Annotated in this window: 18 protein-coding genes; 11 read left to right on the plus strand and 7 right to left on the minus strand. The window is 71.0% G+C overall.

Annotation, left to right across the window (positions count from 1 at the left end):
• Positions 1–167 precede the first annotated feature (167 nt).
• Genes ACYVGQ_RS15700 through ACYVGQ_RS15715 form a run of 4 tightly spaced genes read left to right on the plus strand, consistent with a single transcriptional unit; the run spans position 168 to position 4,218 of the window.
• Positions 168–1,280, plus strand: a complete 1,113-nt coding sequence (locus ACYVGQ_RS15700) for a Gfo/Idh/MocA family protein (RefSeq protein ID WP_460785613.1) — start codon at positions 168–170, stop codon at positions 1,278–1,280.
• A gap of 11 nt (positions 1,281–1,291) precedes the next feature.
• Positions 1,292–2,272, plus strand: a complete 981-nt coding sequence (locus ACYVGQ_RS15705) for a Gfo/Idh/MocA family protein (RefSeq protein ID WP_460785614.1) — start codon at positions 1,292–1,294, stop codon at positions 2,270–2,272.
• On the plus strand, positions 2,269–3,165 hold the full coding sequence (locus ACYVGQ_RS15710) for an N-acetylglucosamine kinase (protein WP_460785615.1): 897 nt from the start codon (positions 2,269–2,271) through the stop codon (positions 3,163–3,165). The genes ACYVGQ_RS15705 and ACYVGQ_RS15710 overlap by 4 nt, the downstream gene beginning before the upstream one ends.
• Positions 3,166–3,189: 24 nt before the next feature.
• On the plus strand, positions 3,190–4,218 hold the full coding sequence (locus ACYVGQ_RS15715) for an endonuclease/exonuclease/phosphatase family protein (RefSeq protein ID WP_460785616.1): 1,029 nt from the start codon (positions 3,190–3,192) through the stop codon (positions 4,216–4,218).
• Positions 4,219–4,333: 115 nt separating this feature from the next.
• On the opposite strand, the gene ACYVGQ_RS15720 is transcribed toward ACYVGQ_RS15715, so the two are convergent.
• On the minus strand, positions 4,334–4,729 hold the full coding sequence (locus tag ACYVGQ_RS15720) for a DUF3054 domain-containing protein (protein ID WP_460785617.1): 396 nt from the start codon (positions 4,727–4,729) through the stop codon (positions 4,334–4,336).
• A 56-nt stretch (positions 4,730–4,785) separates the two neighbouring features.
• On the opposite strand from ACYVGQ_RS15720, the gene ACYVGQ_RS15725 reads away from it, so the two are divergent.
• Both ACYVGQ_RS15725 and ACYVGQ_RS15730 read left to right on the plus strand, forming a co-directional pair.
• Positions 4,786–6,198 (plus strand): aminopeptidase P family protein, encoded by a 1,413-nt coding sequence (locus tag ACYVGQ_RS15725; RefSeq protein ID WP_460785618.1) that lies wholly within the window; start codon positions 4,786–4,788, stop codon positions 6,196–6,198.
• A gap of 106 nt (positions 6,199–6,304) precedes the next feature.
• Positions 6,305–7,180: a phosphotransferase gene (locus ACYVGQ_RS15730; RefSeq protein ID WP_460785619.1), complete on the plus strand. Its 876-nt coding sequence runs from the start codon at positions 6,305–6,307 to the stop codon at positions 7,178–7,180.
• Here ACYVGQ_RS15730 and ACYVGQ_RS15735 read toward each other — a convergent pair.
• From ACYVGQ_RS15735 to ACYVGQ_RS15755, 5 genes are all read right to left on the minus strand, one after another.
• On the minus strand, positions 7,174–7,839 hold the full coding sequence (locus tag ACYVGQ_RS15735) for an SDR family oxidoreductase (RefSeq protein ID WP_460785620.1): 666 nt from the start codon (positions 7,837–7,839) through the stop codon (positions 7,174–7,176). The two genes, ACYVGQ_RS15730 and ACYVGQ_RS15735, sit on opposite strands and share 7 nt — an antisense overlap.
• A 47-nt stretch (positions 7,840–7,886) precedes the next feature.
• Positions 7,887–8,267: a VOC family protein gene (locus tag ACYVGQ_RS15740; protein ID WP_460785621.1), complete on the minus strand. Its 381-nt coding sequence runs from the start codon at positions 8,265–8,267 to the stop codon at positions 7,887–7,889.
• Complete coding sequence (locus ACYVGQ_RS15745; protein ID WP_460785622.1) at positions 8,267–9,001, minus strand: metallophosphoesterase family protein; 735 nt, start codon at positions 8,999–9,001, stop codon at positions 8,267–8,269. Before ACYVGQ_RS15745 ends, ACYVGQ_RS15740 begins: the two co-directional genes overlap by 1 nt.
• A gap of 147 nt (positions 9,002–9,148) precedes the next feature.
• A complete protein-coding gene (locus tag ACYVGQ_RS15750; RefSeq protein WP_460785623.1) occupies positions 9,149–9,802 on the minus strand; it encodes an alpha/beta hydrolase family protein in 654 nt (217 codons plus the stop codon).
• A gap of 8 nt (positions 9,803–9,810) precedes the next feature.
• Positions 9,811–10,563 (minus strand): YflT domain-containing protein, encoded by a 753-nt coding sequence (locus ACYVGQ_RS15755; protein ID WP_460785624.1) that lies wholly within the window; start codon positions 10,561–10,563, stop codon positions 9,811–9,813.
• 54 nt (positions 10,564–10,617) lie between these two features.
• Here ACYVGQ_RS15755 and ACYVGQ_RS15760 point away from each other — a divergent pair, with 54 nt between their 5' ends.
• Genes ACYVGQ_RS15760 through ACYVGQ_RS15775 form a run of 4 tightly spaced genes read left to right on the plus strand, consistent with a single transcriptional unit; the run spans position 10,618 to position 14,104 of the window.
• Positions 10,618–11,889, plus strand: a complete 1,272-nt coding sequence (locus tag ACYVGQ_RS15760; protein WP_460785625.1) for a magnesium transporter MgtE N-terminal domain-containing protein — start codon at positions 10,618–10,620, stop codon at positions 11,887–11,889.
• The gene (locus ACYVGQ_RS15765; protein WP_460785986.1) at positions 11,889–12,443 is read left to right on the plus strand and encodes a DUF1003 domain-containing protein; all 555 of its coding nucleotides are present in this window, start codon (positions 11,889–11,891) and stop codon (positions 12,441–12,443) included. Before ACYVGQ_RS15760 ends, ACYVGQ_RS15765 begins: the two co-directional genes overlap by 1 nt.
• Positions 12,440–13,576 (plus strand): Mrp/NBP35 family ATP-binding protein, encoded by a 1,137-nt coding sequence (locus tag ACYVGQ_RS15770; RefSeq protein WP_460785626.1) that lies wholly within the window; start codon positions 12,440–12,442, stop codon positions 13,574–13,576. Before ACYVGQ_RS15765 ends, ACYVGQ_RS15770 begins: the two co-directional genes overlap by 4 nt.
• Before the next feature lie 12 nt (positions 13,577–13,588).
• The gene (locus ACYVGQ_RS15775) at positions 13,589–14,104 is read left to right on the plus strand and encodes a hypothetical protein (protein ID WP_460785627.1); all 516 of its coding nucleotides are present in this window, start codon (positions 13,589–13,591) and stop codon (positions 14,102–14,104) included.
• A 13-nt stretch (positions 14,105–14,117) separates the two neighbouring features.
• On the opposite strand, the gene ACYVGQ_RS15780 is transcribed toward ACYVGQ_RS15775, so the two are convergent.
• Positions 14,118–14,525, minus strand: coding sequence for a Sec-independent protein translocase family protein (locus ACYVGQ_RS15780; RefSeq protein ID WP_460785628.1), 408 nt, complete (start codon positions 14,523–14,525; stop codon positions 14,118–14,120).
• Between the two features lie 81 nt (positions 14,526–14,606).
• Here ACYVGQ_RS15780 and ACYVGQ_RS15785 point away from each other — a divergent pair, with 81 nt between their 5' ends.
• Entirely contained in the window at positions 14,607–15,245 is a 639-nt protein-coding gene (locus ACYVGQ_RS15785) for an O-methyltransferase (RefSeq protein ID WP_460785629.1), read from the plus strand.
• The last annotated feature ends 52 nt before the right edge of the window (positions 15,246–15,297 follow it).

The raw sequence follows: 15,297 nt of genomic DNA on the forward strand, positions 1-15,297 counted from the left end.
ATCCGTGCGAGCAGTATTGCAAGGATCCCTGACAGTTCGCAACCACGCAAGCGGAAATCTCGCAGGAAACATGATGTTTACAAGGAGCTATTCCAGGTTTGCCCTTCTCTCTCCCTCGTTTTATCTGGCAATATTCCTGATAGTTCATTTCGGAAGTCGAGGAGCGCATGTCCACATCATCAGCACCGCTACGCATCGGAGTGCTCGGAAGCGGCGGCATCGCGACCGCCTCCTACGGCGTGCTCCCCAATCTGAGCAGGTACGACGGGCTCATCGACGTCGTCGCCATCGCCGACGTGGTCGTCGATCGCGCGCAGTCCGTGGCCGCCGAGTACGGGATCCCGTACGCGTACGCCGCGCTCGACGAGATGATCGCGGCCGGCGGGATCGATGCGATCGTGAATCTGACGCCGATCCCGCTCCACTACGAGACCTCGAAGACGGTTCTCGACGCAGGGCTGCATCTCGTGACCGAGAAGCCCCTCGCCGCGACGCTCGAGGAGGCGGACGACCTCATCCGCCGGGCCGATGAGCGGAACCTGCTGATCGTCTGCGCACCGCCGGACATGCTGCACGAGCCGTACGCGAAGGCCGCCGAGCTCGTGCGCGACGAGCGGATCGGACGGATCGCCTTCGCCCGAGTGCACAGCAGCCATGCCGGGCCGGGAGGGGGGCCTCGCGGCTGGGAATCCGATCCGACCTGGTTCTACCAGGAAGGTTCAGGTCCCCTGCTGGACATGGGCGTGTACGGCATACACGAGATCACCGGCATCCTCGGCCCCGCGAAGCGCGTCGTCGCGTTCTCCGGCATCACCGACGCCGTGCGGACCGTGCGCGGCGACGGACCGTTCGCCGGTCTCGAGATCCCGGTCGGCATCTCCGACAACAACCTGTTCATGCTGGACTTCGGCGACGCCGTGTTCGCCGTGATCGACGGCACGTACAACCTGCACGTGCACACCGGTCCGAAGATCGAGATCTTCGGACGCGAGGGCGTGATCAACATCCTCCAGCCGGGACGGGACGATCTCGAGATGTACCGGACCGACCTCGAGCCCGGCGTCGACGGATGGGTGCACGGCGATGCGCCGCTCGCGGAGAACACCCGCAGGGCCGTGTACGGACGCGCCCTCATGGTCGGTCATCTCGCGGAGTGCCTCCGCGAGGGGCGTCGGCCGGTGCTGAGCGCCGAGCACGCGCGTCACGCACTCGAGATCATGCTGGCGGTCGAGGTGTCCGCCGGCGAGAGCCGCGTCGTCGAGCTGACGACCACCTTCTGAAAGGACTTCCCATGCCGTTGAAGATCGCCGTGCTCGGCCTCGATCACTGGTACGCCGCCCTCCCCTTCGCCCGCGCCGTCACGGCCCATCCGGCATCCGAGCTGGTCGTGGTGGTCGACGCGGACGCCGATCGCGCCAGAGAGGTCGCCGAAGAGCTCGGCGTCGCCTGGTCGACGGACTTCGACGCCGCGATCGCGGACGCGTCCGTGGATGCGGTCGCCTGCTTCACGAGCGTGGATCGGAGTCCGTCGCTGTGCATCGCCGCCGCACGTGCCGGCAAGCACATCGTCGCCGTGAAGCCGCTCGCCATGACGCTCCGCGAGGCGGATGCCGTGGTCGAGGCCGTGGACGCCGCGGGCGTCGTGTTCGTGCCGAGCGAGGCACGACGCACCTCTCCGCTCGCCCTGGCGCTGTCGGAGATCGTGCACTCCGGGAGCATCGGGGAGCTCGTCAGCGGCACCTTCTCGATGCACAGCGCCGTCCCTGCGCCATGGCCGGGCGCGACAGGGGCCAGCTGGTGGACCGACCCGGAACGGGCGCCGGGCGGAGGATGGATCGACCACGCCGTCTACCAGATCGACCGGATGAACTGGCTCTTCGACAGCCCGATCGCGTCCGTCGGCGGCATCGTCTCGAACAGCCGTCACTCCGATCTCGGCGTCGAGGACTACGGCCACGCCGTCTTCGCGCTCGCGTCGGGTGCGATCGTCACGGTCGAGGACACCTGGCTCGGCAACGGCGGGGACTCGTTCACCAGCATGCATCTGGTCGGCAGAGCCGGTTCGGTGCACGCCGACACCCGCCGCGGGATGCTGGAGGTCTGGCGCGACGGCGAGTGGTCGTCGGCGCCGACCCCGAGCGACACCTTCGACACGCTCGACGTCCTCGTGCGCGCCGTGACCGAGGGAGCACGGCCTCCGGCGGACGTCCGCTCCGCCAGGCAGACCCTCGAGATCTGCCTGCGTTTCTACGAGAACGCGATCCGCCCGTGAGCGCAGACGCCGGTCTGCTCGGGATCGACGCCGGCGGCACGAAGATTCACGTCGCCTACCGTCCGCGGGCCGGTGCGCCCGTCGCAGAGCGCATGATCGAGGGCGCGGAGTGGAACCGGGCGACCTTCCCTGAACGCGCGCGACTCGTCGCGTCGATCACGGAGGCGACCGGGCGTCCGGTCGCCTCCGTGGCCATCGGCGCACACGGATGCGATTCGGATGCCGAGTGCGAGGGCCTTCGCCGGGAGGTCCAGGCGCTCGTCGGCGCACGGGTCGCCGTCGTCAACGACGCCGAGCTGTTCGGCCGCGCGATGGGCGCTCCGGACGCGATCAACGTCGTCCTCGGCACCGGTTCGATCGTCGTGGTGCGGCAGCGGGGCGGAGCCGCGTCCTATCTCGGCGGCTGGGGCTGGCTCGTCGGCGACGACGGCTCGGCGTGGGGCATCGTCCGCAACGCCGTGCGGGCGCTCACGGACGCACGCCGCGCCGAGGCCGATCCGCTCCTCGACGCGCTCCTCTCCCGTACCGGCGCACGCACGCTCCGGGACGTCGTCGACCTCATGCAGCGCTCGGAGGCCTCATCGTGGGCGGGCTGGGCCGACGCCGTCTTCACCGCCGAGGAGCACGGCTCGACGGCCTCGGCGCATGCCGTCCGGAGCGCACTGCAGCACACCGTCGGACTGATCGGCGAGGCCCGCAGGGTCAGCCCCGACGCATCCGTCGTCGTGATGGGCGGTGGAGTGGCGATGCACCAGCCGGGCCATGCGGAACGGATCCGGGAAGAGGTGCGGCTCCGCTCCGGCCTCGACGTGCTGCTGATCGACCGGCCTCCGGCCCACGGCGCTCTGCAGCTCGCGCAGGAGGCTCTCACTGCGTTGCAGGGCGATTCATAGCAGCTGCACATAGGCTCGGAGGCGATGTTCCGACTACTGGGGATCCTGCTGACCGTCCTGTTCGCCATCGCGACGGCGGTCGTGGTGTGGCCGCAGTTCTTCCGCCTCGAGCAGACGTTCCCGTTCGCTCAGCTCGTCGCCGTGCGCGGAACCGTGCTGCTGGCGTTCCTCGTGATCGCGGTCCTCGCACTCCTGCTGCTGCTGGCCAAGCCGTTGCGCGGATTCGCCGCCTCCATCCTCATCGTCGCGCTCCTCGGCGCTGCGGCGACCGCGGCGGTCGGCGCGCTGCGCGGATTCGGCGGCGATGCACTGCCCGCCAAGGGGGCGGACAGCATCCGGGTGCTGACCTGGAACACCGCCGGAGAGGCGATCTCCGCGGAGGACATCGCGAGCTCGATCCTCGCGCAGGACGCCGACGTCGTCGCCCTTCCGGAGACCGCCGAATCGGTGGGATCCCGGATCGCGGTGATGCTGCGGGAGCAGGGGCATCCGATGTGGGTCCACCACGTGCAGTTCAACCCCGACGTGGAGAACGGACCGCAGGCGTGGCAGACCACGATCCTGATCTCCCCCGATCTGGGCGACTACTCCGTGATCGCGTCGTCCAGCGACGGCTCCAGCAACACCGGTTCGGTGCCGAGCGCCGTCGTCATGCCGGTGGACGGCGACGGCCCGACCGTCGTGGCCGTCCACGCCGTCGCGCCGCGGGTCGAGGACATGGCCGCCTGGCAGTCGGATCTCAGCTGGATCGCGGACCAGTGCCCGGAGGGCGACTTCATCCTCGCCGGGGACTTCAACGCGACGATCGACCACATGGCCTCGCTCGGCGTCGGCGGCGGCGACATGGGCTACTGCCGCGATGTCGCCGCGCGAACCGGCAACGGCGCGACGGCGACGTGGCCGGCATCGCTCCCCGAGCTCGTCGGCGCGCCCATCGACCACATCATGGCCTCGCAGAACTGGGAGCCGACGGGCTCGATCGTCCTCGACGCCGGCGGCAGCGACCACCGCGGCCTCGTCGTGCAGCTCGACCCGGCCGGCGCAGAGGGCTGACGCCCGCAGCGGCACACCCGCATGCGCCGAACTCCTGCACTTCTCGTGCGCCCTCGTCCCTGCGGCACGGGACTGCGTCTCCGCGCGGCCGAGATGCAGGAGTTCGGTACGCCGCTCAGACCGCGCGCCGCCGCTGGACCAGGAGATTGATCACGCGCCAGCCGAGCAGGAAGAGCGCGAGTGTGAGCGCAGCCACGACGACGAAGGCCGTCGCCGTCCCCTGACCGGCCAGCGCGCGCAGCCCGATGCCGCCGGCCACGGTCACCAGCCAGACGAGCACGCCGGGGACGATCCGCTGCGCGGGGACCCCCACGGCCAGCGCCACGGCGTGCACCGCGATGAGGGCGGCCAGGAACGGCCAGATCGTCCCGAAGAGGCCGACGACGTCCCCGAAGACCCCCTCGGAGTGCGACAGCCGCCCGATGAGGCAGAAGACGACGACCAGGACGGCGTCGATGAGGATCGTGATCGCGGCCGACGGGCGGGCGGCGGCAGTCGTCTCCGGAGGCATTCGACCAGCCTACGCCGCACTCCCCCGCACGGGCGGAGGGTGAGAGACTGGAAGGCATGAGCACCGGCGACACGATCACCCAGGCCACCGAGGAGGACGCGGCGAAGACCGTCGTGACCAACCGCAGGCAGCCGTTCCCCCGAGGATTCCTCGACACCATCTCCACCGGCTGGGCAGAGCGCCCTGAGACGCTCCCGGCGGCGCGTGCGCAGGCGCCGTTCGCGGCGGCCAGGCGTGCAGCGGTGTCGGCGGCCTTCCCCGGCAAGCGCCTGGTGTTCCCCGCCGGATCGCTCAAGCAGCGCAGCAACGACACGGACTACCCGTTCCGTGCGCATTCGGCGTTCGCGCATCTGACCGGGTGGGCCTCGGACTCCGAGCCGGACTCGGTCCTCGTCTTCGAGCCGACGGAGGCCGGCCACGACGTCACGCTCTACTTCCGCGAGCGCGCCGACCGCACGACGACCGAGTTCTACGCCGACGCGACCGTCGGGGAGTTCTGGATCGGCCCTCGTCCGTCCCTGGCCGGCGTCGCCGCCGACCTCGCGGTCCCCACGGACCACCTCGCCGCCTTCGTCGCCGGTGACGACGACGTGACGATCGAGGATGCCGAGCTCGCCCGCTTCGTCTCGGAGCTGCGGCTCGTGAAGGACGAGTACGAGATCGCCGAGATGCGTCGGGCCGTGGAGGCCACGGCCGCCGGCTTCGACGACATCATCCGCTCCCTGCCCTCGGCGGTGGCGCACGCACGCGGCGAGCGCGTCGTGGAGGGCGTGTTCCACCGCCGCGCCCGCGAGGAGGGCAATGGCGAGGGCTACGACACGATCGCCGCATCCGGACCGCACGCCTGCTACCTGCACTGGACCCGCAACGACGGGACGGTCGTGCCGGGCGACCTCATCCTCGTGGATGCCGGTGTCGAGGCCGACAGCCTGTACACCGCGGACATCACCCGCACGCTGCCGGTGGACGGCGTCTTCTCCGAGGTGCAGCGCCGCGTGTACGAGACGGTGCGCGAGGCCGCGGACGCCGCCTTCGCCGCGGCGAGGCCCGGTGTGCCGTTCCGCGCGGTGCACGAGGCCGCGATGGCCGTGATCGCCGCGCGCACCGCCGCCTGGGGGCTGCTGCCCGTGACGGCCGATGAGGCTCTGGATGCGGATGCCGGCGGCCAGCACCGCCGATACATGGTGCACGGCACCTCGCACCATCTCGGCATCGATGTGCACGACTGCGCTCAAGCCCGCCGCGAGATGTACTACGACGGCATCCTCGAGCCGGGGATGGTGTTCACGATCGAGCCTGGGCTGTACTTCCAGATCGACGATCTCACCGTGCCGGCGGAGTACCGCGGCATCGGCGTGCGCATCGAGGACGACATCCTCATGACGGCCGATGGCCCTGTGAACCTCTCGGCGGGGATCCCCCGCACGGCGGACGAGGTCGAGGCCTGGATCGCCCGCGTCCAGGCCTGAACGAGGTTCCATTGTCGGCAGACCCGGATCGTTTGACGCCTCGATGGCGTGTCTCCGCACGACACGCCGTCCGGACGCCCGACGGTCTGGGCTATCCCTCGCTCGCATGAGCGTCGATGAAGCAACCGCCGCCGGTCTGATCGGCGCGCAGTTCCCCGAGCTGAGCGTCCTGCCCGTCCGCCGGCTCCCCTCCGCGGGCACGATGAACGCGCTGTTCCGCGTCGGCGATGATCTGGTCGCCCGTTTCCCCTTCGCCCCCGTTCCGGTCGAGGAGCTGCGGCAGGAGGCCCGCGCGATGGGCGAGTTCGCGGCGGCGAGCCCGTTCCCGGCGCCGGAGCCGATCGGGGTGGGCGTTCCGACGGGTGAGTGCGCGACGGCGTGGAGCCTGCAGACCTGGGTGGACGGCGCTCCGGCCACGCCGGACGGACTCGAGGAGTCGGACGCACTGGCCGACGACATCGCCCGGCTGGTGGCCGCTCTGCGCAGCATCCCCGTCGGCGATCGCCGGTTCGACGGCCGGGGACGGGGCGGCGATCTGCGCGACCACGACGAGTGGATGGCGGAGTGCTTCCTGCGCAGCGCAGGACTGCTCGACGGGGGAAGGGCGCGCCTTCTCTGGACGCGGCTGCGCGGACTCGGAGCGACGGACGCCGTCGCGATGTCGCACCGCGACCTGACCCCGCCGAACCTGCTCGTGCGGGACGGACGGCTGGCGGGAGTCCTGGACAGCGGATCCTTCGGCCCTGCCGACCGCGCGCTCGACCTCGTCGCCGCCTGGCACCTCTTCGATGCACCCCGTCGCGCCCGCCTGAGACGAGCCCTGGAGGTCGAGGAGACCGAGTGGCTGCGCGGCGCCGCGTGGGCTCTGCAGCAGGCGATGGGCCTGGGGTGGTACTACGCCGATGCGAATCCCACGATGAGCCGGCTCGGTCTCTCGACCATGGACCGGCTGCTGTCGGATCCGGAGCTCGCCGCTCAGTAGCGCGCGGAGAAGCCGCCGTCGGCGTGCAGGAGCTGGCCCGACACCCAGCGCCCCTCGGGCGAGACCAGGAACGAGACGAAGGCGGCGACGTCCGCCGGCGTGCCGATGCGTCCGAGCGGATGCGCGGGGACGAGGGCCTCGGCGAAGCCGGGCTCCATCCAGCCGGTGTCGATCGGGCCCGGATTGAGCACGTTCGCCGAGATCCCGAGCGGGCCGAGTTCTCGTGCGGCGGAGATCACGAGCCGGTCGAGGGCTCCCTTCGATGCGCCATAGGGCAGGTTTCCCGTGGTGTGATCGCTCGTCAGCGCGACCACCGCTCCCCCGGTGTCCGGGATCTGTCGCGCGAACGCGGCGATCAGCAGCAGGCTCGCCCGCGCGTTGACCGCCAGATGCCGGTCGAAGCTCTCGGCGGTGGTGTCGAGGATGCCGGACTCGACGTCGTGGGCATGGGAGAGCACCAGGGCCGTGATCGGACCCCGCGCTCCCACAACGGCGCCGATGAGCTCCTGCGGCCCCTCGCGGGTCGACAGATCGCACGGCACGTCGGCATCCGAGAGATCGCTGGTGACCACCTCCCAGCCGTCGGCGACGAGCCGCGGCACGATGCCGGCGGCGATGCTGTTCGCGCGTGCAGCGCCGGTGACGAGGGCGAGAGGCATGAGGGTCACCCTACCGGCCCCCGGTCTGGGCCTCTGGCAGGCGGGGATCACTGCGCGACGATCTCGACTTTGAATCCGGCCGCGTTCTCCAGCCAGCCGGCGTAATGATCCGGCCCTCCCGCGTGCGGGTAGCGCTCCGCGTAGAGCGGCGCCCAGCCGTGCGCGGGCGCGGCCCGCATGACGGCATCCACCTCGGAGCTCGTGCCTCCGCGGAACGCGAGATGATTCACGCCCGCGCGCCTGCGGTCGTGTCCCGCGGTGAGGTTCGGTGACGTCGTCAGCGTCAGGTAGGCGCCGTCCGCGCCCCAAGAGACCCCCTCCGCCCACTCCTGTACGAGGGTGAAGCCCAGCTCGTCGAGCAGCCAGCGCCAGACGTCCGCCTGCTCACGCTCGGCGATCCACACCTCGACATGATGGAGACCCGGCATCACTGCCGCCCGCGGTAGACCGCGGTGCGCAGCTCCACCGCCCAGACGTCGCGCGTCGGCATCCGGAGATCCTCGGCGACGGCGATCTCCGCCTCGACGTCATACGGCACGCGCACGAACTGGATGCCGAAGGGGTCCTCCGGCGATGAGCCGCCCTCGAGGATCACGTAGGACGGCGTCGGCTCGTCCAGCGGGTTGCCCGTGCTGCCGATGTTGAACAGGGTGCGGCCCTCGAAGGACTCGATGTAGGCGTCGTGGATGTCGGCGTAGCCGACGACCTCCGGCTGCGGCCCGTCGCCCGTCATCTCCGTGTTCTCGAACATGTCCGCGAACTGCTCGGGCGTGTGGTGGAAGTGCACCCGCACGTGCGGGCTCTGCGCCGAAGCGTGGAACAGGCGGATGCGGCGCCCGCTCAGCTCGAGATCGTGGCTGTACGGCAGACCTCCGAGCCACTTCCTGCTCTCCGCGGTCAGCTCGTCGCGCCACCACACCATCTCCGCGGGGCCGTCATCCGGGATGCCCTGCAGGAAGTCGTCCCAGTTGCCGCGCACGTTCACCTCGCAGACCTCGCGGCAGCGCCGTACGGCCGCCTCGCCGCGCGGTCCCTTCCCCGCGGTGTCGCCGAGGTTGAAGATCCGCGTGACACCCCGGTGCGCGATGTCCGCGAGGACCGCCTCGAGAGCGGTGAGATTGCCATGGACGTCCGAGATCAGCGCGATGCGTTCGAGGGTCACCCGACCATCGTCGCATGGGACGGACGGCGCCCGTTCCGGACTCCTGCACCCATCGATCGATCCGTCATGACGGCGCCGATTCCGACGACGGACGGCTGATGTGCAGGAATTCCGCACGAAGGATCCGCCCGACGCGCGGCAGCGGCGTCACCCGGCGAAGCGCGCCACGAGCGGGGCCAGCGACGCCCCGATCTCCTCGGCGGGGCGCCGCCGCCCCTTCACTTCGAAGGAGTGCCCGCCGCCGTCGACCCACTCCACCCTGGCGTCACGGCAGGTCGCGACGACCGCCTCGAACTGCTCCACCGGCTGGATGAACGGATCGTTCGCGCCCTCGATGAACAGCTGCGGCACGGCGATCGCGGGAAGATGGTCCGCCCTGAGCCTCTCCGGCCTGCCGGGGGCGTGCAGCGGATAGCCCAGATAGACGAGGCCGGCGACGTCCATGCCGTCCGCCGCGGCCATGGAGGCCATCCGTCCGCCGTACGACTTGCCCGCCGCCCACACCGGCGCGTCCGTGCGCTGCCGCACCGCATCCACGACGGCGTTCCATGCGGTGATCGCGTGGGCGGCCGGGCCCGGCATCCGACGCCCCTGCGCCCGGTACGGGAAGTCGAACCGCACCGTCGCGAAGCCGGCGTCGACGAGCGCGCCGGCGAGGCCGAGGAGGAAGGGATGCGCCATCCCCGCGCCCGCTCCGTGCGCGATGATCACCGTGCCGCGGCGTTCACCGGGGTCGCTCTCCGCGACCGGGATCGGGACGACGCCCGTCGAGAGCCGGACGTCGATCTGCTCCGCGACCACGAGCCGGCTCAGGATGCGTCGCGGCCGGTGTCCTCGCGCGGAGAACCCTGATCGTCCGAGCCGTCCTCGGCGCGTCCCTCCTCGACACGCGGCCCTGACGAGGTCTCGTCTCCGTCCTCAGACAGGCCAGACGGCTCCGAGGGGATCCGCTCCCCATACCGCGGCGCCGGGTCGGCGGGACGCGGCGGGATCACCGGCTCGGCGGCGGGAGCGACCGCAGGCGCTGATCCGGGCGCCACCCTTTCGCCGTACCGGGGCGGCTCGTCGAGGTTCACCGGCGGCCGCACCGGCGCCTGGCGCTGAGCGCCGAGCACCTCTCTGGCCTTCGCCAGGGATGCCGGCAGGACCGTCACCTCGTAGTGGTCGGCGGCCAGCTGCGTGACGCTGGCGAAATCGCGTCTGCGCCGCACGATCGCGAAGGTGACGAGGCTGAGGAGCATGCCGATCGCGACGCCCACGAGCACGAAGCCGAGGAACAGCTGGATCGGCGCCTCCGGATTGCCCAGGACGAAGATGGCCGAGAGGAACAGGCCGATCAGGATGCCGTTGACGGCGCCGGATCGTGCGGCCGTCGCGTAGCCGAGTCGTCCCGTCACCCGCTCGACCGTGCGCACGCTCTGCCCGACGATCGCGATGTCGCGCGCAGGGACCTCGCCGGCGATGAGCTTGGACACCGTCTTCTGCGCGCTGGGGTAGTCGCGCGTCGAGGCGACGATCTCGCCGACCTCGGCGCTGCTTGCAGGACGGTTCAGCATGCTCATCGTCCCATTCTCCCACGCGCCTCTCCGCAGGGCCCTGCGGACTACGCTGGACGGGTGAGCACACAACGGGTTTTCGTCGCGCGCCTGGCCGGCTGCGCCGTCTTCGACCCCGTGGGCGACCGGCTCGGCAAGGTCCGTGACGTCGTCATCGTGTACCGAAGTACCGGTGCTCCTCGCGTCATCGGCCTCGTGGTCGAGATCCCCGGTCGCCGCCAAGTGTTCCTCTCGATCGGACGCGTGACCTCCATCCGCTCCGGCCAGGTCATCTCGACCGGGCTCATCAACGTGCGGCGCTTCTCGCCGCGCGCCGGCGAGGTGCGGGTCCTCGCCGAGCTCCTCGGCCGTCGCGTCTCCCTCATCGACGGCAGCGGGGCGGCCGTGATCGAGGACGTGGCGATCGAGCCCAACCGTCTCGGCGAATGGGGTGTCAGCCAGCTCTTCCTGCGCAAGCCGAAGACGAGCGCCTCTCCGTTCGCGAAGGGACCGACCGCCTTCGCGACCTGGAGCGAGGTCGCGGAGCAGCGTGCGCCGGGCGAGGCGCAGTCCGCGGAGCAGCTCGTCGCCAGCTACTCCGAGCTGCACGCCGCCGACCTCGCCACGACGCTGCTCGATCTCCCCCAGCAGCGCATGATCGAGGTCGCGGAGGAGCTCTCGGACGACCGCTTGGCGGATGCGCTGGAGGAGATGCCCGAAGACGAGCAGGTGCACATCCTCGACCGGCTCGGCGACGAGCGCGCCGCGGACATCCTCGATCAGATGGAGCCGGACGACGCGGCCGACCTCCTCGCGCAGCTGCCGAAGAAGCGCCTGGAGCAGCTCCTCGGGCTGATGGAGCCGGAGGAGGCCGAGGACGTCCGCACGCTGCTCGCGTACGGACCGGACACCGCCGGCGGGCTGATGACGCCGGAGCCCATCATCCTCTCGGCCGACGCGACGGTCGCGGAGGCGCTCGCCCTCATCCGACGCCACGAGCTGCACCCGGCCCTCGCCGCCGCCGTCTTCGTGACCCTTCCGCCGTTCGAGACGCCGACGGGCCGACTCCTCGGCGTCGTGCACTTCCAGCGGATGCTGCGCTACCCGCCGCACGAGCGGCTCGGCGCCATCGTGGACGACAGCATGGATCCGGTGTCCGTCACCGCATCGGCCGCCGAGGTCGCCCGCATCCTCGCCAGCTACGACCTCGTGTCGCTCCCCGTGGTGGACTCCGCCCGCCGACTGGTCGGCGCGATCAGCGTCGACGACGTCCTCGACTACCTGCTGCCGGACGACTGGCGCACGCACGACATCGATGAACCCGCCGCCGCGCCGGAAGGCCGTGCACGATGATGGCGAAGCCCGCGCGCACCGGGCTGGACTCGCCGCTCGCCCGCACCGCCGCACGCCAGCGTCCCACCTCGCGCGATCGCTTCGGCCGCTTCACGGAGTGGGTGGCGCGTGCCATGGGGACGCCGGCCTTCCTGCTCATCCTCTCGCTGTTCTGCGTGGCGTGGATCGGCTGGAACACGCTGCTGCCCGAGGGCCTGCGCTTCGACGACGCGGCCCTGGGCTTCACCGCGCTGACGCTGATGCTCTCGCTCCAGGCCTCCTACGCCGCGCCGCTCATCCTGCTCGCGCAGAACCGCCAGGACGATCGCGACCGGGTCCAGATCGAGCAGGACCGCCAGCGTGCGGAGCGCAATCTCGCGGACACCGAATACCTGGCCCGTGAGATCGTGGCGCTGCGCATGGCCCTCGAGGAGCGCAACTCCCAGGTCGTGACCCGTGATGTGCTCCGTCAGGAGCTGAAGGCGCTGCTCGCGGACCTCGAGGACGGCGACGACGACGCGCCCTCGCCGCGCACCGGGCCCGTCAAGACCCTTCGACCGCGACCGCGCGCATGACGACGGAGCACGTCCGCGCGGCGGTCGCCGCCGTCACCGATCCGGAGCTCAGGCGCCCGATCGGAGAGCTCGACATGGTGCGCGAGGTCACCGTGGACGGCGCCATCGCTCACGTCGGCATCGTGCTGACGATCGTCGGCTGTCCGGCCGCCGATCGCATCGAGGCCGATGTCCGCCGCGCCGCGGCATCCGTCCCCGGCGTGGACGAGGTGCGGGTGGACGTGGGCGTGATGACGCCGACGGAGCGCAAGGCGCTCACCGAGAAGCTGCGCGAAGGACGCCCTGCACGTCAGATGCCGTTCGGTCCCGATTCGCTCACCAGGGTGATCCTGGTCTCCAGCGGCAAGGGCGGCGTCGGCAAGTCGACCGTGACCGCGAACCTCGCGGTCGCGCTGACCGCGAGGGGGCTCTCGGTCGGGCTGGTCGACGCCGACGTGCACGGCTTCTCCATCCCCGGGCTGCTCGGCATCCCCGCGGGGACCCAGCCGACCCGTATCGACGACCTGATGATCCCGCCGATTGCCCACGAGGTGAAGACCATATCCATCGGGATGTTCCTGCGCGACGGCGAGTCCGTCGTCGCCTGGCGCGGCCCGATGCTGCACCGCACGATCACGCAGTTCCTGACCGACGTGCACTTCGGCGACCTCGACGTGCTCCTCATCGACATGCCACCGGGGACCGGCGACATCGCGATCTCGATCGGGCAGCTGCTGCCTAACGCAGAGGTCGTCGTCGTGACCACGCCCCAGTCCGCCGCGTCCGACGTCGCGATCCGCAGCGGCCTCGTCGCCCGCCAGACCGGTCAGCGGGTGATCGGCGTGGTGGAGAACATGGCCGCCCTCACCCTGCCGGACGGAACCGTCGTCGACCTGTTCGGGTCGGGAGGGGGCGCCGAGGTGGCAACCGCCCTCAGCACCCCGGAGGAGGAGGTCCCGCTGCTCGCGTCGATCCCGCTGAGTCCGGCTCTGCGGGCCGGCGGCGACGCGGGCACGCCCGTCGTCATCGGAGAGCCGGCCGATGCGGCCGCGACGGCCATCCGGGATCTCGCCGACGCTCTCGTGCAGAAGGGCCGAGGCCTGGCCGGCCGGTCGCTGCCGATGTCCCTCCGCACCGCGACCGGCGAGGCGTGACAGAATCCTGTGGTGACCTCCGTACCCCGCACGATCCAGGTGGACGCCGAGCTGCAGCGCGGAATGACCTTCGACGCGACCGTCTACGTGGTGACGCGTCCGCTGGCGATCATCGCCTACGCGGCCCTGCTGGCGGCCTTCGTGGTCAACGCGCTGATCCTGCCGATGATCATCGCGGCCGATCCTGAGCGGGCGACGACGGCGTCGCTCACCCTCCTCGCCCTCGTCGCCCTGATCGTCGGATCGCTGCTGTTCACGAGAGCCTCCGCGCGGCGCGCCATCGTCACCGCGATGCCGTCCGGCTCCGTCGTGCGCGTCAGCGTCGGCGCGGAGAGGATCGAGATCGTCGCGAAGCAGGGAGTGTCGGAGGTCGCCTACGACGCGTTCAGCGGCTTCAAGCTCGGTCGGCATGCGGCTCTGCTGCGCGTGCGGGGCACCACCGTGGTCACCGCCTTTCCTCGCGCGCTCCTCGACGACGCGGACATCGCGCATCTGCGGGCGTCGATCGGCGCCGGCACGTCTTCCTGAGCCGCGTCGCGCCTCAGGTCGCCTCGGGATCGTACGGCGGCGGGCTGCTGCGGGTGAAGACCGGCGGCGTCTTCGACGGGCGGACCGCGGATGCCGCAGAGGTCGCGATCACGGGGTCGACGGGCGAGGCCTCCGCCGGCTGCCTCACCGTCGTCGCGGGGATCGGCTCCTCGAACAGGGCGTCCCGGATGATCCGCCGCGGGTCGTACTGACGAGGGTCGAGGCGCCTCCAGTCGACGTCGTTCGCCTCCGGCCCCATCTCCTCCTGGACGCGCGCCCTCGTATCGCGCAGCATCTCCCCTGCACGTCGCACCAGCTTCGCGAACTGCTCGGCATAACGGGGCAGCCGTTCGGGACCGATCAGCAGCACGGCGATCACACCGATCACCAGCAGCTTCTCGAAATCGAGGCCGAAATTCATGGCTCAAGGCTACCCCGCCGCGCCTGCCCGGCCACGCAGGATCCTGCGCATACGCTGGAGGAAACGAGCACGGGAGCAGTCATGAGCGAGAACGACGCCAACGCGCGATACATCCGCGAGGCCACCGTCGAACCCGATGCCATCGCCCGCGCCCGCGCCAGGGCCGACGAGATCGGCGCGGCCCCGATCAGCGCGCTCGTCGGCGCGCAGATCGCCGTGCTCGCGGCAGCGGTGAACGCTCGCACGGTGGTCGAGATCGGGACCGGTGCGGGGGTCTCGGGCCTGTGGCTGCTGCGGGGGGCGCCGAACGCCGTGCTCACGTCGATCGACAACGAGCCCGAGCACCTCGCCGCCGCCCGTCAGGCGTTCGCCGAGGCGCGCATCCCGACCACCCGCGCGCGTTTCATCACCGGCCGGGCATCCGATGTCCTGCCGCGCATGAACGAGGCCTCCTACGACATCGTCCTCGTCGACGCGGACGCGGAGAACGCGGTGGAGTACGTGGAGCACGGCCTGCGTCTGGTGCGCACCGGCGGAATCGTGCTCGTCCCCCGCATCCTCGCCGGCGGGAAGGTCGCCGACCCCGTGCAGCGCGACGCCGTCACCGCCGGCTTCCGCTCTCTCATCCAGGAGACCCAGCAGTCCCCCGCCGTGCTCGCCTCGATCTCCTCGTCGGGTGAGGGCCTGCTGCAGCTGATCAGCGTCGCCGAGAGCGACTAGCGACGGCCGTCCCGGGAACGAGCGAGGGGGCGGAGGATCCGCAGATCCTCCG

The sequence above is a fragment of the Microbacterium tumbae genome, from assembly GCF_054780175.1.